This is a genomic window from Kitasatospora sp. NPDC059146 (assembly GCF_042786665.1).
Lineage (GTDB): Bacteria > Actinomycetota > Actinomycetes > Streptomycetales > Streptomycetaceae > Kitasatospora.
This window is the reverse complement of record NZ_JBHZCY010000015.1, coordinates 63,364-89,270: the sequence shown is the minus strand read 5'-3', so window position 1 is coordinate 89,270 and position 25,907 is coordinate 63,364. Positions and strand designations below refer to the sequence as shown.

Annotated in this window: 24 protein-coding genes and 1 tRNA gene; 12 read left to right on the top strand and 13 right to left on the bottom strand. The window is 74.6% G+C overall.

Features of this window, described 5'->3' with window-relative positions:
- Nucleotides 1-166: 166 nt before the first annotated feature.
- Complete coding sequence (locus ACFXPX_RS09670; protein WP_380640405.1) at nucleotides 167-874, bottom strand: DUF461 domain-containing protein; 708 nt, start codon at nucleotides 872-874, stop codon at nucleotides 167-169.
- 426 nt (nucleotides 875-1,300) lie between these two features.
- On the opposite strand from ACFXPX_RS09670, the gene ACFXPX_RS09665 reads away from it, so the two are divergent.
- The 7 genes from ACFXPX_RS09665 to ACFXPX_RS09635 all read left to right on the top strand — a co-directional run bounded on the left by ACFXPX_RS09665 (nucleotide 1,301) and on the right by ACFXPX_RS09635 (nucleotide 8,425).
- Nucleotides 1,301-1,783 carry a CarD family transcriptional regulator gene (locus ACFXPX_RS09665; RefSeq protein ID WP_030244332.1) on the top strand — a complete coding sequence of 161 codons (483 nt, stop codon included), beginning with the start codon at nucleotides 1,301-1,303 and terminating at the stop codon, nucleotides 1,781-1,783.
- A gap of 270 nt (nucleotides 1,784-2,053) precedes the next feature.
- Nucleotides 2,054-2,809, top strand: a complete 756-nt coding sequence (gene ispD, locus ACFXPX_RS09660; protein ID WP_375882312.1) for a 2-C-methyl-D-erythritol 4-phosphate cytidylyltransferase — start codon at nucleotides 2,054-2,056, stop codon at nucleotides 2,807-2,809.
- Complete coding sequence (ispF, locus tag ACFXPX_RS09655) at nucleotides 2,799-3,290, top strand: 2-C-methyl-D-erythritol 2,4-cyclodiphosphate synthase (RefSeq protein WP_360225686.1); 492 nt, start codon at nucleotides 2,799-2,801, stop codon at nucleotides 3,288-3,290. Before ispD ends, ispF begins: the two co-directional genes overlap by 11 nt.
- Nucleotides 3,291-3,481: 191 nt before the next feature.
- Nucleotides 3,482-3,877 (top strand): PPOX class F420-dependent oxidoreductase, encoded by a 396-nt coding sequence (locus tag ACFXPX_RS09650; RefSeq protein ID WP_375881507.1) that lies wholly within the window; start codon nucleotides 3,482-3,484, stop codon nucleotides 3,875-3,877.
- A 114-nt stretch (nucleotides 3,878-3,991) separates the two neighbouring features.
- On the top strand, nucleotides 3,992-5,386 hold the full coding sequence (gene cysS, locus ACFXPX_RS09645; protein ID WP_375881509.1) for a cysteine--tRNA ligase: 1,395 nt from the start codon (nucleotides 3,992-3,994) through the stop codon (nucleotides 5,384-5,386).
- A 136-nt stretch (nucleotides 5,387-5,522) separates the two neighbouring features.
- Entirely contained in the window at nucleotides 5,523-6,515 is a 993-nt protein-coding gene (gene rlmB, locus ACFXPX_RS09640; protein WP_380640403.1) for a 23S rRNA (guanosine(2251)-2'-O)-methyltransferase RlmB, read from the top strand.
- Between the two features lie 188 nt (nucleotides 6,516-6,703).
- On the top strand, nucleotides 6,704-8,425 hold the full coding sequence (locus tag ACFXPX_RS09635) for a DoxX family protein (protein ID WP_380640401.1): 1,722 nt from the start codon (nucleotides 6,704-6,706) through the stop codon (nucleotides 8,423-8,425).
- Nucleotides 8,426-8,558: 133 nt separating this feature from the next.
- On the opposite strand, the gene ACFXPX_RS09630 is transcribed toward ACFXPX_RS09635, so the two are convergent.
- The 3 genes from ACFXPX_RS09630 to ACFXPX_RS09620 form a co-directional block, all read right to left on the bottom strand.
- A complete protein-coding gene (locus ACFXPX_RS09630; protein ID WP_375881517.1) occupies nucleotides 8,559-9,347 on the bottom strand; it encodes an NDP-sugar synthase in 789 nt (262 codons plus the stop codon).
- A gap of 191 nt (nucleotides 9,348-9,538) precedes the next feature.
- Nucleotides 9,539-9,982, bottom strand: a complete 444-nt coding sequence (locus ACFXPX_RS09625; RefSeq protein ID WP_375881519.1) for a hypothetical protein — start codon at nucleotides 9,980-9,982, stop codon at nucleotides 9,539-9,541.
- Between the two features lie 179 nt (nucleotides 9,983-10,161).
- Nucleotides 10,162-11,253 carry an ABC transporter ATP-binding protein gene (locus ACFXPX_RS09620; RefSeq protein WP_375881521.1) on the bottom strand — a complete coding sequence of 364 codons (1,092 nt, stop codon included), beginning with the start codon at nucleotides 11,251-11,253 and terminating at the stop codon, nucleotides 10,162-10,164.
- A gap of 281 nt (nucleotides 11,254-11,534) precedes the next feature.
- On the opposite strand from ACFXPX_RS09620, the gene ACFXPX_RS09615 reads away from it, so the two are divergent.
- Nucleotides 11,535-11,608 (top strand) — tRNA-Thr (locus tag ACFXPX_RS09615).
- An 83-nt stretch (nucleotides 11,609-11,691) separates the two neighbouring features.
- Here the strand turns inward: ACFXPX_RS09615 and ACFXPX_RS09610 are convergent.
- A complete protein-coding gene (locus ACFXPX_RS09610) occupies nucleotides 11,692-12,111 on the bottom strand; it encodes a CU044_2847 family protein (RefSeq protein ID WP_380594521.1) in 420 nt (139 codons plus the stop codon).
- 123 nt (nucleotides 12,112-12,234) lie between these two features.
- Between ACFXPX_RS09610 and ACFXPX_RS09605 the strand changes: the two genes are divergently transcribed.
- A complete protein-coding gene (locus tag ACFXPX_RS09605; RefSeq protein WP_380594519.1) occupies nucleotides 12,235-13,467 on the top strand; it encodes a hypothetical protein in 1,233 nt (410 codons plus the stop codon).
- On the opposite strand, the gene ACFXPX_RS09600 is transcribed toward ACFXPX_RS09605, so the two are convergent.
- From ACFXPX_RS09600 to ACFXPX_RS09570, 7 genes are all read right to left on the bottom strand, one after another.
- The gene (locus ACFXPX_RS09600) at nucleotides 13,468-14,061 is read right to left on the bottom strand and encodes an NUDIX hydrolase (protein WP_380594517.1); all 594 of its coding nucleotides are present in this window, start codon (nucleotides 14,059-14,061) and stop codon (nucleotides 13,468-13,470) included.
- 8 nt (nucleotides 14,062-14,069) lie between these two features.
- A complete protein-coding gene (locus ACFXPX_RS09595; RefSeq protein ID WP_380640399.1) occupies nucleotides 14,070-17,198 on the bottom strand; it encodes a trypsin-like peptidase domain-containing protein in 3,129 nt (1,042 codons plus the stop codon).
- Nucleotides 17,199-17,365: 167 nt separating this feature from the next.
- A complete protein-coding gene (locus tag ACFXPX_RS09590; RefSeq protein WP_380640397.1) occupies nucleotides 17,366-18,607 on the bottom strand; it encodes a sensor histidine kinase in 1,242 nt (413 codons plus the stop codon).
- Nucleotides 18,608-18,678: 71 nt separating this feature from the next.
- Nucleotides 18,679-19,440, bottom strand: a complete 762-nt coding sequence (cseB, locus tag ACFXPX_RS09585) for a two-component system response regulator CseB (protein WP_380526232.1) — start codon at nucleotides 19,438-19,440, stop codon at nucleotides 18,679-18,681.
- Entirely contained in the window at nucleotides 19,437-20,300 is an 864-nt protein-coding gene (locus ACFXPX_RS09580) for a hypothetical protein (RefSeq protein WP_380640395.1), read from the bottom strand. Before ACFXPX_RS09580 ends, cseB begins: the two co-directional genes overlap by 4 nt.
- Nucleotides 20,301-20,522: 222 nt before the next feature.
- The gene (locus tag ACFXPX_RS09575) at nucleotides 20,523-21,338 is read right to left on the bottom strand and encodes a class F sortase (RefSeq protein WP_380640393.1); all 816 of its coding nucleotides are present in this window, start codon (nucleotides 21,336-21,338) and stop codon (nucleotides 20,523-20,525) included.
- Nucleotides 21,331-21,804 carry a hypothetical protein gene (locus ACFXPX_RS09570; protein WP_375881622.1) on the bottom strand — a complete coding sequence of 158 codons (474 nt, stop codon included), beginning with the start codon at nucleotides 21,802-21,804 and terminating at the stop codon, nucleotides 21,331-21,333. Before ACFXPX_RS09570 ends, ACFXPX_RS09575 begins: the two co-directional genes overlap by 8 nt.
- A gap of 357 nt (nucleotides 21,805-22,161) precedes the next feature.
- On the opposite strand from ACFXPX_RS09570, the gene ACFXPX_RS09565 reads away from it, so the two are divergent.
- Genes ACFXPX_RS09565 through ACFXPX_RS09555 form a run of 3 tightly spaced genes read left to right on the top strand, consistent with a single transcriptional unit; the run spans nucleotide 22,162 to nucleotide 24,986 of the window.
- A complete protein-coding gene (locus ACFXPX_RS09565; protein WP_375881624.1) occupies nucleotides 22,162-22,299 on the top strand; it encodes a hypothetical protein in 138 nt (45 codons plus the stop codon).
- A gap of 42 nt (nucleotides 22,300-22,341) precedes the next feature.
- Nucleotides 22,342-24,171: an ABC transporter ATP-binding protein gene (locus ACFXPX_RS09560; protein ID WP_380526238.1), complete on the top strand. Its 1,830-nt coding sequence runs from the start codon at nucleotides 22,342-22,344 to the stop codon at nucleotides 24,169-24,171.
- Complete coding sequence (locus ACFXPX_RS09555; RefSeq protein WP_380640391.1) at nucleotides 24,168-24,986, top strand: serine/threonine-protein kinase; 819 nt, start codon at nucleotides 24,168-24,170, stop codon at nucleotides 24,984-24,986. Before ACFXPX_RS09560 ends, ACFXPX_RS09555 begins: the two co-directional genes overlap by 4 nt.
- Nucleotides 24,987-25,016: 30 nt before the next feature.
- On the opposite strand, the gene ACFXPX_RS09550 is transcribed toward ACFXPX_RS09555, so the two are convergent.
- Nucleotides 25,017-25,871 carry a hypothetical protein gene (locus ACFXPX_RS09550; RefSeq protein WP_380526242.1) on the bottom strand — a complete coding sequence of 285 codons (855 nt, stop codon included), beginning with the start codon at nucleotides 25,869-25,871 and terminating at the stop codon, nucleotides 25,017-25,019.
- Between the last annotated feature and the right edge of the window lie 36 nt (nucleotides 25,872-25,907).

The following is a 25,907-nucleotide window of genomic DNA, read 5'->3' as shown; positions in this document are numbered from 1 at the left end:
GCGTTCCTGCCCGACTGCCTGGCTGCCCGGCCACAGGGTCAGGCCACGCGGCCACGCGGCCACGCGGCCCACGGGGGCACGCGAAAGCCTCCCGCAGGCCCCGGAAGGGCCGGCGGGAGGCTTTCGCGCGCTGCGTCGGGGTGCGCCCGGTCGGCAGCGCGTCGTGTCAGTGGGCGGCTGGCGCGGTGGTGCCGGTGGCCGGGGCGGCCGGGGTGGTCGCCGTGCCGGCACCGGTGGCCGGGGTGGCCGGGGTGGCCGGGGCGCTCGGCGTGGTGCCGGCCGGCGGCGTGGCCGGCGTGCCCGGCGTGGTCGGGGCGGTCGCGGCGGGGGAGGTGCTCTTGGAGGGCACGGCCGCCGGGGTCGGGCCGAAGCCCTTGTAGAGGTTCTTGTCCGAGTCCGGGCTGACGCCGGCCTGGACGTCGACCTTCTGGCCGTCCTTGAAGGCGAAGGTGGTGTTGGCGAAGCCGCCGATGTGGACGGCGGCCGCGCTCACCGAGGCGGAGGGGTTGCCCTGGCCGCCGATCGCGACCGAGCTGCCGGCCGGGATGACGAGGGTGGGCTGCGGAGCACCCGCCGCGTCCGCGAAGGTGGCGGAAGCGTTGCCGACGGTGATCGACTGCAGCTCGGCCGGGGTGGTCGCCGTGTTGGAGATGTTCACGACCACGTTGGTGGGGCCCGTGTAGTCACCCGAGGTACCGGCCCCGGTGACGATCACGATGTTGTTCAGTCGAAGGTTCGTCCCAAGGGTCGCCGCCGCGTTGTCCGGCTTGATCTGCAGGGTGTCCGGCGTGTTGCTGGCTGCGCAGGAGGACAGCGAGGCGATGGCGAGGGCGGCGATGGCGGCGATGCTGCCGCGTCGAAGGCTGCGGCTCATGCGGCGGCTACTCCTAGGTCACGTGTCGACAGGTCAGGTCTCAGATTATCGACCTCACTTATGCGCTCCTCACGGGGTGGTCCCCGTGTCGCACTCCCGGGGCCCCGCGGGGGCCGTCCGGCCGTACCCATGGCATGAACCGGTCATCGGTAGGACAAGCTTCGACCAAGATCGAATAACGATCCGGTCACGGCCCGGAACAGGGCGAAAGCTCAAGATCCAATCATGGTTGCGGGGGTGTTGCGCAAGGGTTTCGCCGGACCTCGGAACCGCCTCCGACCTGCGGGAAGCCCCCCTCGAACATCGGTCGCAGCACGTCACGGGGGTCCTTGTCAAGCCCCGGTACCGGCCCTGACCTGCGAAAACGCCCTTCGGGTGGGCCGCAAGGCGTGTTATTCTGGAAAGCCACGGAAGGGGTCCTGTCACATGACGTTCAAGGTTGGCGACACGGTGGTCTACCCCCATCACGGGGCCGCGCTGATCGAGGCCATCGAAATTCGCCAGATCAAAGGTGTGGACAAGACCTACCTGGTGCTCAAGGTGCAGCAGGGAGACCTGACGCTCCGCGTGCCCGCCGAGAACGCGGAGTTCGTCGGCGTGCGCGATGTGGTCGGCCAGGAGGGTCTGGACCGGGTCTTCGAGGTGCTCCGCGCACCGTACACCGAAGAGCCGACCAACTGGTCCCGTCGCTACAAGGCGAACCTGGAGAAGCTCGCTTCGGGCGACGTTATCAAGGTCGCCGAGGTCGTGCGCGACCTCTGGCGTCGCGAGCGCGAGCGCGGCCTCTCGGCCGGCGAGAAGCGGATGCTCGCGAAGGCGCGCCAGATCCTCGTCAGCGAGCTCGCGCTGGCGGAGAACACCAACGAGGACAAGGCGGAGACGCTGCTCGACGAGGTGCTCGCCTCGTAGTGCAGTCGGGCTTCCGCCCCACCGCCCACAGCGCCCGGTGCCGGCGTGCCGCTCCCAGGACGAACCGTCCGGGGGTGGTGCAGTGGCACTCCGGGCGCTGAGGCGTGTCCGGACGACGCCCCCCACCCGATCCGGTCCAGGCCCGCAAGACCGTTTCTGCACCGTTTCTGCGCAGTTGTGCGGCGGGCAGTGGACCAGTCGTTCTTCGGAAGGGGCCCCGCGCCCGCCGGGCACGCCATGGCCATACCCACTTCGCCGAAGGAGTGAAACCTGAACGCGTCAGGAGCAGTTGCAGCAGCAGTGGTGCCCGCCGCCGGACGCGGTGAGCGGCTGGGGCCCGGTGCCCCGAAGGCCCTGCGGGAACTGGGCGGGGTGCCGCTCCTGGTGCACGCCGTTCGGGCGCTCGCCCGCAGCCGGGCGGTCGGCCTGGTGGTGGTCGCCGCGCCCGCCGACGGGGTGGCCGAGGTGGTCGCCCTGCTGGACGGCCACGGGCTGGCCGGCAAGGACGTCCGGGTGGTGGCCGGCGGCGCGACCCGCCAGGAGTCGGTCCGGCTGGGCCTGGCGGCGATCCCCGAGGACGTCGAGATCGTGCTGGTGCACGACGCGGCCCGTCCGCTCGTCCCGGTCGAGGTGGTGGACGCCGTCGCGGCCGCCGTCCGGGCCGGGGCTCCGGCGGTGGTGCCCGCGGTGCCGCTGGCCGACACCGTGAAGCGGGTCGAGCCGAACCCGGGCCGCCCCGAGCCGGTGCTCGACACGCCCGAGCGGGCCACCCTGCGCGCGGTGCAGACCCCGCAGGGCTTCGACCGGGCCGCCCTGGTCGAGGTGCACGCCAAGGCGCTGGCCGAGGAGGCCGCCGGCGGCGCCGACGCGGTGCCCGTCACCGACGACGCCGGACTGGTGGAGCGCTACGGCGGCACGGTCGTCGTGGTGCCCGGCCACGAAGAGGCGTTCAAGGTCACCCGTCCGCTGGACCTCGTGCTCGCCGAGGCCGTACTCGCCCGCCGGAGGGCCGCCGATGACTACTGAGCCCCTGATCCCCCGGGTGGGGATCGGCACGGACGTGCACGCCTTCGAGGCCGGCCGCCCGCTGTGGGTCGCCGGACTGGAGTGGCCGGACGCCGGGGACGGACTGGCCGGGCACTCGGACGCCGACGTGGCCGCGCACGCCTCCTGCGACGCGCTGTTCTCGGCCGCCGGGATCGGCGACCTGGGCGCCCACTTCGGCACCGACCGCCCGGAGTGGTCCGGGGCCTCCGGGGTGAAGCTGCTCGGCGAGGCGGCCCGGCTGGTGCGCGAGGCGGGCTTCGAGATCGGCAACATCGCGGTCCAGGTGATCGGGGTCCGGCCGAAGATCGGCAAGCGGCGGGCCGAGGCGCAGGCCGCGCTGTCCGAGGCGGCCGGAGCGCCGGTCTCGGTCTCCGGCACCACCACCGACGGCCTGGGCCTGACCGGCCGGGCCGAGGGGTTGGCCGCGATCGCCACCGCCCTGGTGTACGAACGGCGTTGAGCCGTTCGCCGGCGGTCCGGCCGGTCGGCGGGCGTCGGGCGGTCGGCGGGCGTCGGCGGTCCGGCCGGAAACAGACGGCTGTTGACGGGTGTTCACCGAATGCCGCGGGGGCCCGGATCGGTAGGGTTCGGTCCGGGCCCGTGCGGAGCTCACCCCCGGGTCGTACCGTCGCCGACGAGAAGAGGTTCCCGATGACTTCCCAACTCTCCGACCGCGCCAAGGCGTTGATCGACGGCAAGAGCTTCGCCGTGGTCTCCACGATCCAGCCGGACGGCAGCCCCCAGTCCTCGGTGGTCTGGGTCAAGCGGGACGGCGACGACATCCTGTTCTCCACTGTCCAGGGCCGCCGCAAGCACCTCAACCTGGTGAAGGACCCGCGGGCCTCGATCGTGATCAACCCGCCGGAGAGCCCGTACGAGTACCTGGAGGTCCGCGGTTCGGTGACGCTGACCACCGAGGGCGGCCGGGAGTTGATCAACGAGCTGGGCTTCAAGTACCGCGGTGACCAGGAGTACGGCTTCGACGGTCCGGACGACGTCCGGGTGGTCGTCCGGCTCAGCCCGCGCAAGGTGGTCGGCAGCATCTGACCGGCCGGACGGGCCGCGATTCCCCGGGGCGGTCCCGCCGTTCCCCGGGGAATGCCCGGTCCGTTCCCGGTTAATGTCGCGGGGCACCCCCCGCCGCCCACTACGCTTGACGCTGTGAGCATTCGTCTGTACGACACCAGCACCCGACAGGTACGCGACTTCGTCCCGCTTGTACCGGGTTGTGTCTCGATCTACCTGTGCGGCGCTACCGTCCAGTCGGCGCCACACATCGGGCACATCCGGTCCGGCCTCAACTTCGACATCATGCAGCGGTGGTTCGCCTACCGCGGCTACCAGGTGACCTTCGTCCGCAACGTCACCGACATCGACGACAAGATCATCGCCAAGGAGCGCGAGCTCGGCACGCCGTGGTGGCAGATCGCCTACGAGAACGAGCGCGCCTTCAACGACGGTTACAACGCGCTCGGCTGCCTGCCGCCGACCGTCGAGCCGCGGGCCACCGGGCACGTGCCCGAGATGATCGAGATGATGCAGGGGCTCATCGAGAAGGGCCACGCCTACGCGGTCGACGGCAACGTCTACTTCGACGTGAAGTCGTACCCCGACTACCTCGCGCTCTCCAACCAGAAGCTCGCCGACCTGCGCCAGCCCGAGGGCGAGGGCGAGACCGGCAAGCGCGACCAGCGCGACTTCGCGATGTGGAAGGCCGCCAAGCCGGGCGAGCCGAGCTGGGAGACGCCCTGGGGCCGCGGCCGTCCGGGCTGGCACCTGGAGTGCTCGGCGATGGTGCACAAGTACCTGGGCCCGGCCTTCGACATCCACGGCGGCGGGCTGGACCTGATCTTCCCGCACCACGAGAACGAGATCGCCCAGTCCAAGGCCTACGGCGACGACTTCGCCGCCTTCTGGGTGCACAACGCCTGGGTCACCATGGCCGGCGAGAAGATGAGCAAGTCGCTCGGCAACTCGGTGCTGGTCTCCGAGATGGTCCGGGCGTGGCGGCCGATCGTGCTCCGCTACTACCTGGGCGCCGCGCACTACCGCTCGATGATCGAGTACAGCGAGGACGCGCTGCGCGAGGCCGAGGTCGGCTTCGGCCGGATCGAGGGCTTCATCCAGCGGGCCGTCGAGCGCTGCGGCAAGGTCGACGCGGCGCCCGAGGTGCCGTCGGCCTTCGCCGAGGCGATGGACGACGACTTCGGCGTCCCGCAGGCGCTGGCCGTCGTGCACACCGCCGTCCGCCAGGGCAACAGCGCCCTGAACGCGGACGACAAGGAGAGCGTGGTGGCGCGACTGGCCGAGGTCCGTGCGATGCTCGGTGTACTGGGCCTCGATCCGCTCGACCCGCAGTGGGCCGGGGCGGAGCGCGGCGAGGACCTCCACGGTGTGGTCGACTCGCTGGTCCGTCTGGTCCTGGACCAGCGGCAGGCGGCGCGTCAGCGCAAGGACTTCGCCACCGCGGACGCCATCCGCGACCAGCTCGGCCTGGCCGGGTTGGTGATCGAGGACACCCCGTCCGGCCCGCGCTGGACGATCAACAGCCAGTAACCCCATCTGACGATCGGGGTGATGGGTGGGCCGTACCGGACCGGTGCGGCCCTCCCGCATGACGTAGCGCATGCCGTCGGCCGCCGCCGCACCGAGCGGAGCGGCCGGGCATGCCGGACAGACAGGAAGTACAGCCATGGCCGGCAACAGCCAGCGCAGGAACCGCCGCAACCCCGGGTCGAAGAAGGGGGCCGCTGTCGGTACCGGCGGGCACAGCCGGAAGGCGCTGCAGGGCAAGGGCCCGACCCCGCCCGGTGAGGAGCGCAAGGGCCACCCCAAGCAGCGGGCCGCCAACGCCGCGATCAAGCGCGAGCGGGACGCCAAGGCCCGGGCCGGCATGCGCCGGGCCGGTGCCGGCGGCCGGGGCGGCCGCGGCGGCGCGGGCAGTGCCGAGCTGGTCTTCGGCCGCAACTCGGTGGTCGAGGCGCTCAAGGGCGACGTGCCCGCCAACGCCCTGTACGTCCAGCAGTTCATCGACACCGACGACCGGGTGCGCGACGCCTTCCAGGCCGCCAACGAGCGCGGCATCCCGCTGATGGAGGCCCCGCGCGCGCAGCTGGACCAGATGACCGGCGGGATGAACCACCAGGGCCTGGTGCTGCAGGTCCCGCCGTACGAGTACGCCCACCCCGAGGACCTGCTCGCCGAGGCCTCCGACGCCGGCCAGGACGCGCTGATCATCGCGCTGGACGGGGTCACCGACTCGCGCAACCTCGGCGCCGTGGTCCGCTCCGCCGCCGCCTTCGGCGCGCACGGCGTGGTCATCCCCGAGCGCCGTGCGGCCGGTATGACCGCCGGTGCCTGGAAGACCTCCTCCGGCGCCGCCGCCCGGCTGCCCGTGGCCCGCGCCACCAACATGACCCGCGCCCTGGAGGCCTACCAGAAGGCCGGCCTGATGGTCGTCGGCCTGGCCGCCGACGGCGAGGCCGAGCTGGGCGACCTGGAGCTGCTGAACGGCCCCGTGGTGATCGTCGCGGGCAGCGAGGGCAAGGGCCTGTCCCGCCTGGTCTCCGAGACCTGCGACATGCGGGTCCGGATCCCGATGAGCGGCCTGACCGAGTCGCTGAACGCCGGTGTCGCGGCGGGCATCGTGCTGTACGAGGCCGCCCGCATGCGCGCCAAGCGCTGATTCCCGGCAGGTCCGGACCAGCACGGACGGACCCCCGTCCGCAGGAGAACTTCTGAATTCTCCGCGATCCGAGTGAAAAGCGATCGGGCCCGACCGGGTCCGATCGCTTTTCTCATGATCACTTCAAGTATGCGCCGGACATCCACCCGGGAGAGTGTCCTAAGCGGCCGTCACCCGGTTAGACGGGCGTGGACGTGGACACCAGAACACCTCGGCGCCCCCTGTTCGGCGGGGGCAGCACCGGGATAGAGGCGGGCCCCGGGATCGACACCGTCAAGGTGCCGTCGGACCCCGCGCGCCTCAGCAGCACCCAGGCGAGCTTCCGACTCCGGCTCGGCACCCCGGTGGCGCCGCTGATCGACGCCCCGGCGGGACTGCTGTCCACCGGCGCCGCGTTCGGCGACCCCTACGCCAACCAGGGCCTGATCCGCCGTCCGCTGGTCACCCCGCAGGTCGTCGTGCCCGCCTCCGCCGTCCCGGCGCTGGCCGGAGCCGCGGCCGGGGCCGCCGGCGGCGCGCAGCGCCGCAAGGGCCGGGTCACCGCCGTCACCTGGACCGGCCAGGCGGCCCCCGGCGACCTCGCGGCCACCCGGCTCCTGGAAGCGGTGCGGACCAACGGCGCGCCCGGCGGCGCCGGCCCCGACGGCGCGGACACCCAGGTGCTGCCCGCCTACGCGGGCGCCCGGACCGTCCCCCGCCAGCCGCGCGAGGGCAGCGGCACCGCCACCGACGCCGGCGTCGGCCCGGTCGGCGAGCCGCACGGCTGGACCCCCAGCGGCGAACTGCCGGAGGTCTCCGCCGCCTCCGCGGCCGACGGCAAGCAGCCCTGGTACCCCGGCCGCCGGGTCGACCTCGGCCTGGTGCTGCTGCCGCTGCGCGCGGTGCTCGGCTCGCTCTCCGTCTACGCCGGGTTCAGCAAGCTCTGCGACCCGGTGTACTTCGACGGCGGCGAGCGCGGCTCCATGATGCGCTGGCTCTCCTCGCTGCACCCGTGGAAGGTCGCCGAGCCGCTGCTCGCCTTCGCGATGGCGCACCCCGTCGGCTCCGGCCTGGTGGTGTCGTTCACCGAGATCGTGGTCGGCGTGCTGACCGTCCTCGGCCTGTGGCAGCGGCTCGCCGCCGGGGCGGCCATGCTGCTCTCCGCCGTGCTGCTGTTCACCGTCAGCTGGCGGGCCGTCCCGGTCTACGACACCCCCGACCTGATCTTCCTCGCGGCCTGGAGCCCGCTGCTGATCGCCGGGGCGCCGTTCGCCTCGCTCGACGGACGGCTCAACCTGGAGGCCTGGCGCCGGATCGGCACCGGTGCCCCCGGTGCGCTGCGCCGCCGGGTGCTGCGCCGCGGCGCGGTCGTCACCACCGTCGTGGTCGGCCTCACCCTGCTGCTCGGCTCGATGCTCGGCGCGGCCGTCCGTACCGGCGGCCGCCCGCACCAGGAGCCCGGCCGACCGTCCGGCGACTACGGCACCCCGGTGTGGCCGTCCGGCAGCCCGTCCGGCGCCCCCGGCGGCCAGGGCGCGTCCACCCAGCCCCAGCCCGCCGCCCCCCGCCCGGCCCCCCCCACCCCGAGCGCCGGCACGCCGTCCACCGCCCCCGCCAAGTCGGCCGGGGCCACGCCCAGCGGCAAGCACTCCGGCAAGCCCGAGACCGGCGGCTCCTCCCCGGCGCCCGCCGCGCCGTCCGCCGGGTCCGGCTCCGCGCCCGCCCAGCGGACCCCGGCCCCCGGCGGCTCGGGCAACGCGCCCAAGCCCAGCCCGAGCAACGGCTCCGGGCTGCTCGGCGGGGTGCTGGGCAGCGGACCGGTACTGGGCAGCGGGCCGCTGGCCGGCCTGTCCGGCGGAGAGGCCGGTGGACAGGCCGACGGGCAGGCCGGTGGGCAGTCCTCCCGTCCGGGGACGCCGACCGCCACCTGAGGCCGCCGGACGCGCTACGGCCGGGTGCTCCGTGGGGTAGCACCCGGCCGTCGTGCTGCTCGGCGGTTCCGCGGGCTTGCCCTCGCCGGGCCTGTGCCCGTCCTCCGCCTGTTCTCGGCCGGTCTCCGCGTCGTCAGCGGGAGCTGTCGCGGTAGGCGGCGAGCTCCTTGGCCGCCTCGGTGAGGTCCTTCGCGGTGTCGATCGCGCGCCAGTACACGCCCTGCGGCAGCTGGTACCCGGCGAGCCGCTTGCTGCGGGCGAGTTGGGGGAAGGTGGTGCGCTCGTGGTCGCCCACGTCCGGCAGCAGCTCGGCGAACTCCGGGCTGAACACGTACAGGCCGGCGTTGATCAGGAAGGGCGAGGGCGGGGCCTCGATGAAGTCCAGCACGTTGCCGAACTGGTCGGTCTCCACGGCGCCCCACGGGATCCGCGGCCGGGCCAGCGCGAGCGTCGCGACGGCGTCCCGCTCGTGGTGGAAGGCGGCCATGTCGCGCAGGCTGAACCGGGTCCAGATGTCGCCGTTGGTGGCGTACCAGGGCTCGTCCGGGCGCGGCAGCGCCTTCGCCGCGTACTTGAGCCCGCCGCCGCGCCCCAGCGGCTCGGCCTCGACCACGGTGCGCACCCGCAGCGGCAGGTCCGCCGTGTCGAGCCACTCCTCCAGCACGTCGGCCAGGTGACCGCAGGACACCACGACGTCGGTGACGCCCTCGGCGGCCAGCCAGGCCAGCTGGTGGCCGAGGATCGGCGTGCCCGTCCCCGGGATCTCGACCAGCGGCTTGGGGCGGTCGTCCGTGTAGGGGCGCAGCCGGGAACCCTGGCCGCCGGCCAGGATCACGGCCTGGGTGACGGGAGTGGTGGTCGGCCGGGTGTGGTGGGGCTGCGGGGACGCGAGGTCGGCGGTGGTGCCGGAGTCAGCGGTCATGGCTGAACAATAGGGCGCCGGAAGGGGGTTGGCGCCTCAAGTGGACCGCTCGTCCGGTGATCCGCCGGCCGCCCGGCTGTCCGTCGGCCGACGATGCCGTCGGCCTTCCGGTGATCCGCCGACCGCCCGGCTGTCCGTCGGCCGACGATGCCGTCGGCCTTCCGGGGATCGGTCGGCCGTCCGGGGATCCGTCAGCCGACGACGCCGGCCGCGAAGGCGCCGTCGCAGACCGGGCGGGCGAAGGAGCGGGCCCGCTGTACGTCGCCCTGGTACTTGCGGACCGCCGCCTTGCCCAACTCGGTGGCCAGCGAGGTGCAGTACGGCGTCAGCGACGGCTGCTCGCGCATCGAGCGCTCCAGCAGGTCCAGCGCGGCGGACGGGTTCTTGGCGCGCAGCTCGTCGAGCAGCGCCACCCGCAGCGAGTCCTGCGGGGCGAGCCCGTCCGTCCTGGCGGCGGCCGCGGACGACCGCCCGATGCCGACGCCGTCGCCGCTGGAGGCCGCCACGACCTGCTGGTCGAGCGCGGTCGGCGGGGCCCACGGGACCCGGGTCACGGCGAGGGTGCCGGTGGTCACCAGGACGACCGGCAGGGTCAGGGCGACGGTCTGGCCGATACGGCGCACAAGCTGCTTCACCCTCAGGAGAGTAGCGGTGGGTAGGCCCCGGATCGCCCTCCGTCACGCCATCGAGTGACAGGGTGTCCGGGTTGTCCCTGCACCGTGTTGACGTGGGGGTGTACGGACGGAGCCCGTCGGACCGCGAACGGTCCGACGGGCTCCGGAGCTGCCCCGTGCGAGGGGAGGTGTGCCGGGCGTCAGCGGCCCAGGCGGGCCCCGGTGCTGGTGGAGAAGACGTGGGTCTCCTCGGCGGTCGGCACGACGTGGACGGTCTCGCCGCGGGCCGGGATCTGGCGGCCGGGCACGCGGACGACCAGGTCCTTGTCCACGCCGCCGATCTGGGTGGTGCCGTAGACGAAGCCGTCCGAGCCGAGCTCCTCGACCACGTTCACCGTCACCGCGACACCCTCGATGCCGCCAGCCGGAACGATCTGGAAGTGCTCGGGGCGGATGCCGACGGTCACCGTCTTGTCCGTCGCGGCGCCGGCCAGGTCCTCGCGGGAGATGTTGACCACCGAGCCGCCGAACTTCACGCCGCCGTCCACCAGCGGCACCTCGACCAGGTTCATGGCGGGCGAGCCGATGAAGCCGGCCACGAACAGGTTCGCGGGCTTGTCGTACATGTTGCGCGGGGTGTCGACCTGCTGGAGCAGACCGTCCTTGAGCACCGCGACCCGGTCGCCCATGGTGAGCGCCTCGGTCTGGTCGTGGGTGACGTACACCGTGGTGATGCCCAGGCGGCGCTGCAGGCCGGCGATCTGGGTGCGGGTCGAGACGCGGAGCTTGGCGTCCAGGTTCGACAGCGGCTCGTCCATCAGGAAGACCTGCGGCTGGCGGACGATCGCCCGGCCCATCGCGACACGCTGGCGCTGACCGCCGGACAGCGCCTTCGGCTTGCGGTCCAGGTAGTCGGTCAGGTCGAGGATCTTCGCCGCCTCCTCGACCTTGATGCGGATGTCCGCCTTGTTCACGCCGGCGATCTTGAGCGCGAAGCCCATGTTCTCGGCGACGGTCATGTGCGGGTAGAGCGCGTAGTTCTGGAACACCATCGCGATGTCCCGGTCCTTCGGCGGCAGGTGGGTGACGTCCCGGTCGCCGATCCGGATCGCGCCGCTGTTGACGTCCTCCAGACCGGCCAGCATGCGCAGGCTGGTCGACTTGCCGCAGCCCGACGGGCCGACCAGCACGAGGAATTCGCCGTCCGCGATCTCCAGGTCCAGCGCGTCCACCGACGGCTTGGTCGCCCCGGGGTAGACACGGGTCGCCTGGTCGTACGTGACAGAAGCCATGGTCGTTCTCTCCTTCACCGGCAGGAACGTGCCGGACGATCCGAGTAAAGGGGGTTCGTTCGTCTCGGTCGGCCGGGCAGTGGTCTGAACCACTGCACACACCGACTCCCGGCGACGCTACCTGCGCTTCCGCCGCTTGTCAGCCCCCCGCCGCCCGCTTTTCCGCATCGGTTCCATCACGCCCACCCACCCCGCCAACCCCGGGATATCCCCCCACCCCACCACCCCGGCCCGGTAGACTGCCCCCGGTGCCGCCGTGATCCATCGCGGACGGCCACCGTGCCTCCTTAGCTCAGCTGGCCAGAGCACCGCTCTTGTAAAGCGGGGGTCGTCGGTTCGAACCCGACAGGGGGCTCCGTGGCGGAGACGCCGGAGGGGCCGACTCGATCATGATCGAGTCGGCCCCTCCGCGTGTCGGGGCGTCCGTGCGGGACGTGGTCAATCGCTGGCGGCGGCCGGTGGGCCCGATTCCTTCGGTTCTTCGGATTCCGATTCCGATTCCGCTTCCTCTGTCTCTTCCTCTTCGGCCTCGGGGCGCACCGTGGCGGTGGTTCCCTCGTCCTTCTTCCAGGTCGCCGAGACCTTGAGGGAGGCCTTGCCGCTGGATCCCGCGACGGCGCTCACCAGGAGGCCGGACTTGACGGAGAGCTCGATGCCGAATTCGAGGGTGAACTCGTCCGGGGCGGCGGCCCGCAGGCCCGAGCGGACGCTGCCCACGACGGCATGGAGGGTGTCCGTGAGGTCGTCGAGCCGGTAGGTGAGGCCGCGGAAGGCCACGTCGCGGGGGCCGCCCTCGTCCTCGACGCGGGCCCAGAAGGTGCCTCCGTCGGGTGTCTCGACCCGGACGAGGTCCGACATTCCGCCTCCAAAGATGGCGTCGATTCCGCGCAATCGAAATGCGGGATTCCTGAAGCCGGCGGTCGGCCGGCGCTCTAGTATCCCCGACGGGAACTCCGGTGGAGGGGCGAAGGGTTGGTACCGATGGGCACGGAATCGCCGCCTGCGGGCGCGGAGCGCATCTACCTCTCCGACGTGGAGCCGCACGCCGCGGCGCCGATCGACCGGGCGTCCGACCTGCGGTCCCGGGTGCTGTTGCACGTGCTCTTCGCCGACGCCCTGTTGATCGGGGACTCGCAGAGCCTCAACAACCGGTACTTCAGGGCGCTGGTCTCGGCCGAGGAGGCCCGGCAGGTCCCGTGGGCGGAGGAGGGCGCGGAACTGCCGGACCTCGCCCCGCTGCTGGAGTCCGGCCGGATCCGGGTGGCGGTGCGCGCCGGGAGGACCCTGCGGGAGATCAGGGACGACCACAGGCGGCGGAACGTGACGAACGTGCCCGAGCCCGGCTACGTCGCACGGCTGACGGCGATGTCGGCGGCGCACGCGGTGGGCTACGACGGGACGGCGGTGGCGGCGCGCTTCAAGGCCGGTGTGCTGGCCAGGATCGACGTCGCGGGCCGGCACGCCACCGGTGGCACCCGGACCGCGCTGGAGGACGCGCGGAGCTGGATCGCCGACCAGCAGCCCTTCGACTACAAGGCGCTCCGGGACTGGCTGGACAAGTACCGGGTGAAGGACCCGGGCAGCAGCGCCGAGCTGATCCTCGCGCTGCAGTCGGTGGACGAGTGGGCGGGCGAGTCCTACCGCCGGGCCCTGCCCGGCGTGCTGGACGTCGGCATGGCCGGACCGCGGGACGGGTCGGGCACCCTGTCGGCCGCGCGGAGCCGCCGGATCGTGGAGGAGGCCGGGTTGCCCGCCGTCCTGCTCGACAACCTCCTGCTGTCCCAACTCCCCCTGGAGGTGGTGCTGGAGGCCGTCGAGCAGCCCTCCCGGAACGCCCTGGTGCGGGAGCTCGGCCAGGTGCGCCGGGGGCTGCGGCCGGACGACGCGGTGCTGCGGCAGTCGGTCGGCGAGTTCAGCGCGTGGATGCTGGAGGCGTTCGAGCGCACCTTCCGCGGTACGGACGGCCTGGCGTGGGCGCGGCTGCGGAGCGAGACCCGGCTGATGCGCTTCCGGCTGGACGAGGACACGGTGACCGGTCGGCTGGGGGTGGGCCTCGAAGTCCGCGGGGCGCCGCTCGACGGGGCCCGGGACCTCTCGCTCGACGTGGTGGCCGGGTTCGGCGCGGCCGCGCCGGACGGCGACGAGGTGCGGGTGGCGACGGGGCCGCGGCGGCACCTCGACCCGCTGCACCGGATGATCACCCTCGGCGGCTGATCACGCCCTGACGGTCGGGGACAGCACGCCGGAGTCGGCGGCCGCGAGGGCGTAGGCGGCGAGCGTGACCCCGCAGGTGATCCGGCCCCCGCGGAGCCACTCCGCCATCTCCTCCGGGGAGACCCAGACCGGCGGGCTCACCGACTCCATCGCCTCCGGCCGGGCGGAACCCTCCTCCGAGGGGAGCACGGTGGCGCAGCAGACGTGGATGCCGGTCTCGATCAGCCCGGTGTCCGCGTGCACCAGTCCGAGGGTCCGCACGGAGGAGGCGGAGAGGCCGGTCTCCTCCCGGAGTTCGCGTGCGGCCGCCTCCTCCGGGCTCTCGCCCGGCTCGCAGCCGCCGCGCGGGAACTCCAGGGAGACGGCGCCCACCGGGTAGCGGTACGAGGGCACCAGGGCGATGCCCTCGGGGCCGACCGGGACCACCACCACGCCGGTCTGCGCCCACTGCCAGCGGAGGTACTTGCCGGGTGCGCCGCCCGGGCCGACGACGAGGTCGTTGTTGAGCTGCCCGAAGCGGTTCGCGAAGACCTCGACGGCCTCGTGGCGCAGGATCGGGGCGGGCGCGGCGGACGTCCGGTCGTCGATGGTCATGGCGCTCCCTACCGGCTGTCGGGTGGGCCTCCGGTGGGACGGCCCCGTTCGCCATGATCTCCCATGGCGGCCAGTTGCTCCACCCAAGAGTTCGTCTCGGCCGAAAACTCCCGTATCTCGCCGCCGAGTTGGACCAGCACCCGCAGGGACTGCCGTTGGGCCGCGAGGCGTTGACGGTTCCCGGCGGGAAGGTCGGCGCGCAGGTGCGCGGCCTCCCGCATGGCGAGGTACGCCTCCCGGTCCCGGCCGGCGCCGATCAGGGCGAGCGCCTGCCGGTGCAGCCCGTCGGGCAGCCGGGCGAGGTAGCGTCCCGGGTGCCGTTCGGCCAGGTCGCGCAGCAGGGTGACGACCCGTTCGCCGGCCGCCACCGCCTCGGCGGTCCGGCCGGTCCGCCGGTGGCACTCGGCGAGCACCTCGACGCAGGACAGCAGGGTGGCCTCCTGCCGGACCCCCGGAGCGGCCGCCTCGCACAGTCGTACGCTGCGGGCGGCCTCGCCGTGGGCCGCGTCCACCTGGCCGTCCTCCAGGCGCAGTACGGCGAGGAGGCTCAGCGCGGTCGCGGTGTCGAGCAGCCGGACCTGCCGCAGCCGGTCCCTCGGTTCGGTGTCGGCGAGCAGTTCCTCGTAGTGGGCGACCGCGGACCTGCTCTGCTCCAGGGCGGGCACGGTCCGGCCGGCGTGGTGCAGCAGCAGGCTCAGGTTGTGGAGCGCCGTCGCGTACTCCGGGAGGTGGCGTCCGGTCTGCTGGACCAGGTCGCGGCTGAGCCCGACGGCCTGCCGGGCCGCGGTCAGGGCCGCCGTGTCCCGCGCGCCGCCGTGGCCGGTGCCGTCGTGGCCGGTGTCGTCGGGGTCGGCGCCGCCGTGGCCGGTGCCGTCGGGGTCGACGTCGTCGAGCCGCAGGCTGTAGCCGACCAGCCTGCGCAGCCTCAGCAGTTGGTCCGCCTCGGTGAACTCCTCGTCGGGAAGCTCCAGGAGCCGGCGCAGGACGACGACCGAGACCGGCGACATGCTCGACGGATAGCCGGGCAGCCGCTGTTCCACGGCGGTGAGCAGCGGGGGCTCGCAGGACTCCAGGGCGGTCAGCATGACGGCCGCGAGGGGCTCGGCGTGGGGCAGCAGGGCGCCGTTCGCCGCCAGCGCGGGCAGGAGCACGTCCGGCCGGTCGGCGACGGCGCGCGCCAGCACGGCGTCCAGGGCGCGGTGCGCGGGGTGGGCGGCGATCCGGCCCACGTCCGTGCAGCCGCGGGCGCGGGCGAGCACCTCGACGGCCGCCTTCGCCGCCTCGAACCGCTCCTGCGCGGGCCCGGCGAGGGCGGGGTCCGTACGGGTGGGGACCGTACGGGCGGGGTCCGTACGGGTGGGGGACAGCAGCGCGGTGAGGTACGCGTGGGTGTGGCCGGAGCTCTCCGGGGTGCTGAGCACCCGGCGGGCGAGGACCTCGCCGATCCGGTTCGGCCGCAGCGGGGCGACCTGGTCGCCCTCGGCGGGGTAGACCGCCCACAGCGCGGTGCTGACGCGGAGCATGTCGGGGACCGGCCGGTGCGGGAGGACCGCCGCGTGGACCTGCTCCAACACCGCGACGAGATCGGCCCGTTGCCTGCCGGGGGCCAGCGTGGGGACCAGCAGGAGCCCCGCGGCCAGCAGCCTGCCGCTCTCGCCGGCGAACGACGGCTCCCGGGGATCCCACCAGGTGAGCGTGGAGTGCCAGATCCTGATCTCGTGGTCGCAGACCCGTTCGAGCGGATCGCCGTCCGGGGACCAGGTGCGTCCCTGGCGCAGCGTCAGGACGGCGTCCAGCGCGAGTGCCAGCACCCCCAGGAGCGAGCCCTCCCGGTCGGCGCGGGCGTCCAGGGTGGACGGCGGGGTGAGTCGCGGGGAGCCGAGCCGCTCGGCGAAGACCCGGAAGGCGGTGGCGGCCACGGAGGCGTCCCCGGGGGCGGGGACGGTCCTGGCGAGCTGGACCACGCTCGCGTCGGCCAGTACCCCGTCGTCGAGGCCGCTCTGCAGTGCCTGCCAGAGCGGCTTGTCCGCGCGGGCGAGCAGCAGCACACGCAGCCGCATCCGGTCGGGCCCGTACCGGTCGACGTGTTCGAGCAGGGCGCAGACGTCCTCCGGCCGGGCCTGGGCGTGGTCGAAGACGACGAGCACGGGGATCCCGTCGGCGAGGGCGGCGGTGAGCCCGGCGGTCCACTCCGGCCGGTCCAGCGCCTTCCGCTCCGCGACGCCGGCGATCCAGCCCGCCCCGCCCATGAGGCCGCACAGTTCGGTGGCGAGCCGGGTCTTGCCGGAGCCGCCGGGCGCGTGCAGCAGACGCAGCAGGAGGTCGGGCTCCTCGTCGCACCACCGTCGGAGGTCCGCCAGTTCCGGGCGGTCCAGGAACGGCATCGCCCCGTGGGTGAGGAGTTGGGCCGGGGTCGGCGGACGTCTGCTCGGCCGGGGGCCGTCGCGTCCGAACAGCCTGTTCTGCCGTCCGGCCCGGTCCAGCGCGAGGTCGCACCAGTCGGTGCCGGGCCGGTGGTGCCCGTCGTTGGCCTCCGCCAGGGCGGGGAAGTGGGCGCGCACCGCGTCGACCGGGACAAGCCAGCCGCCCGCCTCCTGCCGGTCGTCGCGCGAGGTCTTGAGCACCCCGCACACCCGGCCGGTCCGGAGGTCGAGCACCGGGCCGCCGCTGAACCCCGCGACGACCCGGTCGCCCTGGAGCCTGACGAACCGTCCGCTCCCGCCGGCCACGTGGAGGCGCAGGCTGTCGTGCTGCGGGCCCGACTCCAGGGTCTCGTGGCTGAATCCGTGCACGACCACCTCGGTGCCCTCCTGGGGGGCGCGCTCGCCCAGCCACACACCGGGCAGTGGCAGCGGCTCCCGGAGGTGCAGCAGGGCGAGGTCGGGGAAGCCCTGGACCCGGACCGCGGGGTCGGGTTCGGGGAACACCGCGCCCACGTCGGCGACGAGGGTGCGGCCCTGGGCCGTCACCGTCACCTCCAGGTGGCCCTGGACGACGTGGGCACAGGTCAGCACGGTGTCCTCGGCGACCAGGAACCCGGAGCCGAGGCTCCCCGGGGCGTCGATGGCGACCGTGTGCGTGGCGGCCAGCCGGCTGAGCTCCTCCCGCCGCCGCCACGCCGCGTCCTCGTCCGTCACGTCCGCTCCTCCCCGGGCCCGGCGCGCCGGTCGTCCCGGGGCGCCGGTTGTCACGGCACCAGGGTTCCGTCCGGCGTCGGCGGAATCCAGAGGCTGTGGCGGTTCGGGAGTTCGCCGGTGGCGGACAGGGGGTGGCCGGGCGGGAGTTCGCTGAACGCCGGACAGCCCTAGCCGGGCGGGAGGGTGAGGGTGGCGACGGCGCCGCCGGCGGGGTGGTTGCTGAAGGTGAGGGTCGCGCCGATGACGCGGGTGTGGCCGGTGGCGATGGTGAGGCCGAGGCCGTGGCCGCGGCCGCGTTCGGGGGCGTTGGTGCGGAAGCGCTGGGGGCCGTGGTGGAGGAGGTCGTCGGGGTAGCCGGGGCCGTGGTCGCGGACGGTGATGCGGCGGCCGTCGACGTGGAGTTCGACCGGGCCGGCGCCGTGGCGGTGGGCGTTGAGCAGCAGGTTGCCGAGGATGCGGTCGAGGCGGCGCAGGTCGGTGCGGACCTGCCGGTCGGCGGTTTCGGAGGTGCCGGCGGTGTCGGAGCTGATGTCGACGGTGACGTCGAGGCCGGTGAGGGTGACGGTGCGGCGGACGGCGCGTTCCAGCGGGACGGCGGAGAGGTCGGGGGATTCGACGTCGGCGTCCAGGCGGGAGACCTCCAGGAGGTCCTCGACCAGGGCGCGCAGGGCCTGGACCCGGTTCTGCACCAGTTGGGTGGGGCGGCCGGGCGGCAGCAGTTCGGCGGCGGTGACCAGGCCGGTGAGCGGGGTGCGCAGTTCGTGGGCGACGTCGGCGGTGAAGCGCTGTTCGTCGGCGAGGCGGCGGTGCAGGGTGCGGGACATCAGGTCGACGGCGGCGGCGAGGTCGGCGACCTCGTCCCTGCCGTCGACGAGTTCGCCGATCCGGGTGTCGGTGCCGCCGGCCGCGATGCCCCGGGCGGCCGTGGCGGCGGTGCGCAGGCGGCGGCTGATCCGGTCGGCGACGAGCACGCCGGCCAGCACGGTGGTGAACACCGCGGCGACCACGGTGATCAGGATGATCCGGTCCAGGTCGGCGATCGCCCGGCGGTCCTGGGTGAAGTCCACCCGGACGGAGAGCACCCCGCCCTGGACCGGGCCCGCCGCCCACATCGACTCGCCCTGCGGGTCGGCGGCGAGGAGCGAGCCCTGCCGGCCGGCGGCGGCGAGCTCGCGCAGCCGGGCGGGGAGGGCCGGGTCGTCGACGGCGGCGCCGGGGCCGGGGGTGCCGCGGCCGTAGTCGGTCAGCGCGGAGCCGAGGGCGGTGGCGGCCGCGGTGCGGGCCTGGTCGACGTGCTGGCGGATCATCGCCTGGTGCACCAGCAGGCCGACGGTGACCGCGACCAGGACGGAGATGGTGGCGACGGCGGTCGCGATCTGCCGGCGCAGGGTCATGCGCCGCAGGGCCATGTGCCGCAGGGATATGCGCCGCAGGGCCAGGCGTCGCAGGGGTACGCGCCGCAGGGTCGGCCGGCGCGGGGTCATGCCGGGCGCCGCAGCTTGTAGCCGAAGCCGCGGACGGTCTCGATCCGGCCGGAGCCGATCTTGGCCCGCAGGCGCTGCACGTGGACGTCCACCACCCGGGTGTCGGCGCCCCACTCGTAGTCCCAGACGCGCTCCAGCAGCGCGGAACGTTCCAGCACGATGCCGGGGGCGGCGGTGAACTCCAGCAGCAGCCGCAGTTCGGTGGGGGTGAGCGGGACGAGGCGGCCGTCGACCCGTACCTCCATGCTGTCGGTGTCCACCTGCAGCCCGTCGACGGTGCGGAGGGAGGCGGCGGAGGGCGCGACGGGGTCGTCGAGGACCTCGGGGGCCGGGGTGACGGCGGCGGCCGGGCCGGGTTCGACGGCCGGGGCGACCCGGACGCGCCGCAGCACCGTACGGATCCGGGCCACCAGGACGGCGCTCTCGAACGGCTTCACCACGTAGTCGTCCGCGCCCGCCTCCAGGCCGGACACCACGTCGACCGGGTCGGTGCGGGCCGACATCATCAGGATCGGCAGCTGGCTCTCCTCCCGGATCCGGCGGCAGAGGCCGACGCCGTCGAGCAGCGGCAGCATGACGTCCAGCAGCAGCAGGTCGGGGCGGACGGCGTGGAAGGCCTCCAGTCCCTCCAGGCCGTCGGCGGCGGTGGTGACCGGGAAGCCGTAGCGCTCCAGGGCCATCCTGGTGGCCTCCCGGATCACCTCGTCGTCCTCGACGAGCAGGATGTGCGGCTGGGCGGGGGCGGCTGCGGTGGTCATCGCTTCGCTTCCGGGACGACGGCGGGGCCGGACGGCTGGGAGGTGGGTCGGGCGGCGGACGGGGAGGCGACCCCGGCGGCCGGGGGCTGCTTCGGCCCCGAGGAGGGGCGCGCCGGGCCGGGGACGGGCACGGGGACGCGGTCCGAGCCGGCGGCGGACGTCGCCTCGGCGCCCGGGTCGGCGGTCGGGAGCAGGCCGACGCCGTCCACCCGCCGCTCGACCAGGGCGAGCCGGTGCCCGTCCCAGTGGTAGTGGCTGCTGGTGCGGGTGGCGTAGGTGGTCGGCTCGTACAGCCAGAGGTCGGAGTCGACGGTCGCCGCGCTGGACATCTGCTGGACCTGGGCCCGCAGGATCGGTACGACCCGGTCCTCGGCGAGCGTGTAGACGTGCAGCACGAGGGCCCCGGGGGTGGCGACGGCGGTGATCAGCTCGGGCCGGCCGTCCCCGGTGAGGTCGCGGAACTCGGGGGCCCGCACCTCGCACCCGGCGCAGGAGTCGAGCGCGCGGCGCTCCTCGGCGCTCACCGCCGGGTCCTTGGCGAGCAGGGCGCGGACGTCGACGGCGGTGAGGTCGTGCCCGGGCACGGTCAGGTCGGGTACGGGCTGCGGCGGGGCCTGGGAGGTGGCGTCGGTCGGGGACGTGGGCGGCGGCGGCGCGGTGGCCAGGTCGGGCCAGAGCGGCTTGGCCACCGCGGACGGGCTGGGCGGGGCGACGGCCGGGCGCGGACCGTCGTCCCGCAGGCCGCCGGGGGCGGCGCGGCCGAAGGCCAGGACCCCGAGGGCGGTCAGGGCGGCGAGGACGGCGAGGGCGGCCGCGGGGACGGCGCCGGGGCGGCGGCGGAGCGGGGTCGGTGCTGCCACGGTCGGTGCTCGTCCTCCTCGGTCGCGGTCGGGCCTCTGACGCCGGGCGTCTGGTGTCGGACGTCAGGCGGGCGGTCGGTCGGGCGTCGGACGTCCGGCGTCTGGTGTCGGACGTCAGGCGGTCGGGCGTCCGGGTCCCGGAGTGGGACGCGGTGGGGCGCGGCGTCGGTTCGTCGCTCCCCGTGGTCGTCCCCAGTTCTACCGGGCCCGGCTCCGGCCCGGTCAGGCCGGGTCGGCCAGCACGATGATGTTGTCCGTCCAGTGCCCGTCCGGGCCGATCCGTCCGCCGCAGGTGATCAGCCGGAGCGCGGGCCCGGGGGCGTCGCCGTAGACGGCGTCGGTGGGGAAGCGGTCCTTGGCGGCCTGGAGCAGGCTGCGGACGGTGAAGTCGACGGTGCGGCCGTCCGCCCGCCGGATCCCGATCCGGTCGCCCACGTGGAGTTCCGGCAGGCGCTTGAAGACCGCCGGGCCGTTCTTGGTGTCGAGGTGGCCGATCAGGACGGCGGGGCCGGCCTCGCCCGGGGCGGGGCCGTTGCGGTACCAGCCGACCTGGTCGGCGTGGTCGGCCGAGGGCACCTGGACGGTGCCGTCGGAGTTCAGGCCGAGGTCGGTCACCGGGGCGTCCACGCCGATCGAGGGGATCAGCAGGCGGTTCGGCGGCGAGGGGGCGAGCGGCTGGTCACCGGCGGTCGGCGCGCCGCCCGGGGCGGGCGCGCCGGCGGTGGGGGCGGTGGCGGGTGCGCCGGCGGCGGGGGCACCGGCCGCCGGGGCGTGGCCGGAGGTCTCGATCCGCACCACCGGGGTGTCGCGGCCGGACAGGGCGAGGGTGCTGCCGAGGGCGATGCAGAGCAGGCCGGCCGTACCGAAGACGCTCCGCCGCAGCAGGCTCGGGCCGGGCGGGGCGGCCCGCCGCCGCCCACGACCGCCCCGCCGGTCGGTCCCCGCCGCCGGGGGCACCCCGGCGCCGCTTCCCCGCCCGGCCGGGTGCGGGGGAAGGGCGCCGGGGTGCCCGGCGGACCCGGGACGGGTGTCAGCCACGCGCACCGGAACGGCGGCGCAGGACGGCGAAGCCCAGCGCACCGGCGCCGACGGCGGCGACGGCGCCGCCACCGACCAGCATCAGCCCGTTGCCGTCGGTCGCGCCCGAGCCGTCACCGGCCTGGGCGGCACCCTTCGGCACCTCGCGGACCTGCGGCTGGGAGCCGGCCGGGCCGTGCGACGGGGTGGCGGTGGCGGTGGCGACCGCCGGGGCGGCGCCCTCGGGCGCCGACGCCGACGGCTGGCCGGGCTTGGCGGGGGCGGCGCTCGGACGGACTCCGCCGACGGCCGCGCCGCCCGGCGCGGCGTTGGAGGGGGCGGCGGACGGCTTGGCGGGGGCCGGCTGCGGGGTGCCGTCGGCCCAGGCCTGTCCGCCGGTGACGACGGTCACCAGTGCGGCGCCGGTCAGTGCGCAGACGGCCAGCAGACGGCGGGCGGGCGAACGGTCGGTACGGCTCCTGCTCATGGCGGGGGTCTCCTTCGTGGCTCTGGTGGACGCGTCAGTGGCGGGACCGCGGTTCCCGCCAACGGCGCACCGGGGGCGCGGCCCGTGGTGCTGGTACGGCCGGTGCGTCGTCAGTGACGCTAGGAGGGCCGTGTCGCAGTCCCCGCCCGGCCGCGTCACGGTCGCCCATCGGCTGGGTAACGGTCCCCGGGCCCGCCGGAACGGCCCTGTGACGTAGGCGGGGCCGAGCCCGTGACGTACGCGGGAACGGCCCCGTCAGGAGACCGAACCGGGCCCGCGCCGAACACCGCTGAGCATCCCCGCCCGCCCGTCCGTACCTCCCGGTGTGGGGGTACGACCGAGTGAAAGGTGGCAGTGATGAGCATCCTCGCCAACCTCCTGCCGGCGATGCGGCAGTCCCGCAAGGACCGCGGGCACGACAAGGAGGACCGGAACACCAACAACACGACCAGTCGCGGTCGTCGTCACGGCCGCAAGAACAAGCACGGGCACTGACGACCGACGGACCGCTTCCGGTCCCCTGGTCAGGACGAGCGAGTGCGGTCACTGCGGCGGTTGACGGCCGTCGACACCGGTGACGGCGACGGCCGGACCGATCCGGTCGTCGCCCCGGCGCCGGCCGTGTCGCTGCGGCGCACGTTCCGGCGGTTCTGGCCCTACACCCGCGGGGGACGGCGCTGGCTGGCCCTGCTGGTGGTGGTCGTCCTGTTCGGCCCGGTCGTCGACGCGGCCATGGTCTGGCTGTTCAAGATCGTCGTCGACGACGTGCTGGTGCCGCGCAGGTTCGGGCTGTTCCTTCCGGTCGCGCTCGGCTACGCCGGGCTGACCGTGGTGGCGGGGGCCCTCGACTTCGCGGACCAGACGCTCTCCACCTGGGTCAGCGAGCGCTTCCTGCTGGCCCTGCGGGCGGACGTGTTCCGGCACTTGCAGGGCCTCTCGCTGGGCTTCTTCGAGCGACGGCGGCTCGGCGACGTGCTGTCGCGGCTGACCGCGGACGTCGAGGCGGTCGAGACCTTCCTGCTCTCGGGCGTCCTGGACGCGGTCGCGTACGCCGCCGAGCTGGCCGTCTTCCTGGGGGTGCTGTTCTACCTGCGCTGGGACCTCGCGCTGACCGCGCTGGTGGTCGCGCCGTTGTTCTGGCTCACCGCCCGGCGGTTCTCGACGAGGGTGAAGGACGCGTCCCGGGAGCGGCGGCGCCGCAGCGGTTCGGTCAGCGCCCTCGCGGAGGAGACGCTGGGCAACATCGCGCTGGTGCAGGCGTACAACCGGCAGGACTGGGAGCAGGACCGGTTCGTGCGGGAGAACCTGGCGCGGTTCCGGGCGACCATGGCGGCGACCCGGCTGCGCGCCCTGTTCGCGCCGATCGTGGAGATGCTGGAGCTGGTCGGCGCGCTGATCGTGCTCGGGCTGGGCGCCTGGGAGTTGGTCCACGGCCGGCTCACCCTCGGTGAACTCCTCGTCTTCGTCGCCCTGTTGAGCCGGCTCTACAGTCCGATCCAGGGCATCGGGCGGCTCAGCAACGGCTTCTTCTCGGCCTCGGCCGCCGCCGAGCGCATCATCGAACTCCTCGACCAGCAACCGCAGGTGGCCGATCCGCCGCGGCCGCTGCGCGCCGCCCGGGTGCGCGGGGCGGTGGCCTTCGACGGGGTGTGGTTCCGCTACCCGGGCACGGCCCGCGCCGCGCTGTGCGACCTCTCGCTCCGCGCCGAGCCGGGCGAGACGGTGGCCCTGGTCGGCGCGAGCGGGGCCGGCAAGTCGACGGTCGCCAAACTCCTGCTGCGCTTCTACGACCCGGAGCGCGGCGCCGTCCGGCTGGACGGCATCGACCTGCGCGACCTGGCACTGACCGACCTGCGCGAGCAGGTCGCCGTGCTGTGGCAGGAGACCCTGGTCATCCACGGCACCGTCCGGGAGAACATCGCCTACGGCCGCCCGGGCGCCACCGACGCCCAGATCACGGCTGCCGCCCGGGCCGCCGACGCCCACGAGTTCGTCAGCCGGCTGCCGGACGGCTACGACACGGTGGTGGGCCAGCGCGGGCGGCTGCTGTCCGGCGGCCAGCGCCAGCGGATCGCGATCGCCCGGGCGATGGTCCGGGACGCGCCCGTCCTGCTGCTCGACGAACCGACCACCGGTCTCGACCCCGAGTCGGGTCGGCGGATCCTGGAACCGCTGGGGCGGCTGATGAACGGCCGGACGACGATCATGATCTCGCACAACCTGCTGACCGTACGGAACGCCGACCGGATCGTCCTGCTGCGCGAAGGCCGCGTGGTGGCCTCCGGCAGCCACCGCCACCTGCTCGCCCACGACGACGACTACGCCCGGCTCGCCCGGGCCGCGACCCCGACGGAAGTCGCGCGGTGAGCTCCCGGGAGCCGATGACCGCCGGGGCGCCGATCGCCCCCGGCTACCAGGTGCTCGCCCACCTCTGCCGCACCGGCTGGCTGGACGTCTACGACGCCTGGAGCGAGGAGCGCGACTGCCGCTGCGTCGTCAAGGTGCTCCGGCCCGACCACCGCCGCGACCGCGAACTGCGCGAGCGCCTGCTCCGGGAGGGCCGCTGGCTGACCGCGTTCACCCACCCGCACCTGGTGCGCGGCTACGGCACCGGTGAACGCCCGCAGCCGTACGCGGTGCTGGAGACGCTCAGCGGCGAGACCCTCGCCCACCTGATCGACCGCAGCGCACGCCGCCCGGCCGCCACCGACCTCACGCTGCTCGGCCTGCACCTCTGCTCGGCGGTGCGCTACCTGCACGGCCGGCACCTGCTGCACCTCGACCTCAAGCCCGCCAACGTGGTGATCGACTGCCGCCGCGCCAAGGTGCTCGACCTCAGCATCGCCCGCCCGCCGGGCCCGGGCCGTCCGGGGGCCGGCACGGACGGCTACCTCGCCCCCGAGCAGCTCCTGGGCGGCGACCTCACGGCGGCCACCGACGTCTGGGGCATCGGGATCACCCTGTACGAGGCCGCCACCGGCGAACTCCCCTTCGACGGCGAGCCGTTGACCCCGGCGCCCCCGATGTCCCGACGCCGCCGGCTGCCCCGCCCGCTCGCCGGGGCGGTCGACGCCTGCCTGCGGCTCGACCCGGCCGGCCGGCCGTCACCGGCCCAACTGTCGGCGGCACTCGACGACTTGCTCCCGCAGGGCCGCCGCGCTGTCATGCCGCCGGAGGGGTAGTCGAAGGCGCGCGGCCAGGCCCTGTCCGGCCTACCGGGCCCGGGACCGCAGCTGCCGCAAGGTCCAGCCGGCGCCGGGCGGTTCGGACAGCGGACGGGTGTGGGCGGTGAAGAGCTCGGCCGCGCGGCGGTAGGAGAGCCGGGCGCGGCCGGTGTGGGGGCAGCGGTCGGCGGCGGGGGTGCCGGCCGGGGCGCGGCGGTCGGTGAGGAAGAGCGGGCCGCCGGCGCGGCCGGCGACCAGCAGCGGGAGCAGCCGGGCGGTGCCGGTGCCCCAGCGGAGCCCGGGGCGGTCGGAGCGGGGGCGGGTGCGGCGGCCGGGGAGGTCCAACTGGTCGGTGTCGAGGGCCAGGACGGACTCGATGGCGGCGCCGGACTCGTGCAGCAGGTGCCAGAGCGTCTGCTCGCGCAGCGGCGCCCGGCGGGCGAACAGGGCGCGCAGCTGCTCCTTGCCCAGCGGGCCGCCCCCGGCCCTGGCCCCGCCCCCGGTGCGGCTCCCGCCCTCCGCCGGTTCGGCGGGCAGCGGGCCGGGGCGCAGGGCGGTGCTCGGGTCGCCGTCGATCCAGCCCTGGGCGCGCCACCAGGCCACGGCCGCGCGCAGGGTGGAGAGCTCGCGGTTGAGCGTGCGCGGGTCGGTGGCGGCGGCGCGGCGGGCGACGGCGGTGTGCAGCCGCCCGGGGGCGTCCGGGTGGTCGAGCAGGGCGAGCGGCAGGACGGGCGGGCGGGCGCGCCGCCGTTCGGGGCCGGTGGGGGCGGGTCGGTCGGCGAGCGCCCAGGCCCAGGTGTGGAGGGCGATCCGGTAGATCCGCCGGGAGCCCTCGGAGAGTCCGGAGGCGGCCAGGTAGTGCTCGACGGCGAGGCCGTACTCGACCGGGGGGAGCTCCGTCACATCGGCCTTCTTCCGCAGTAAACGACTGTCTCGCAT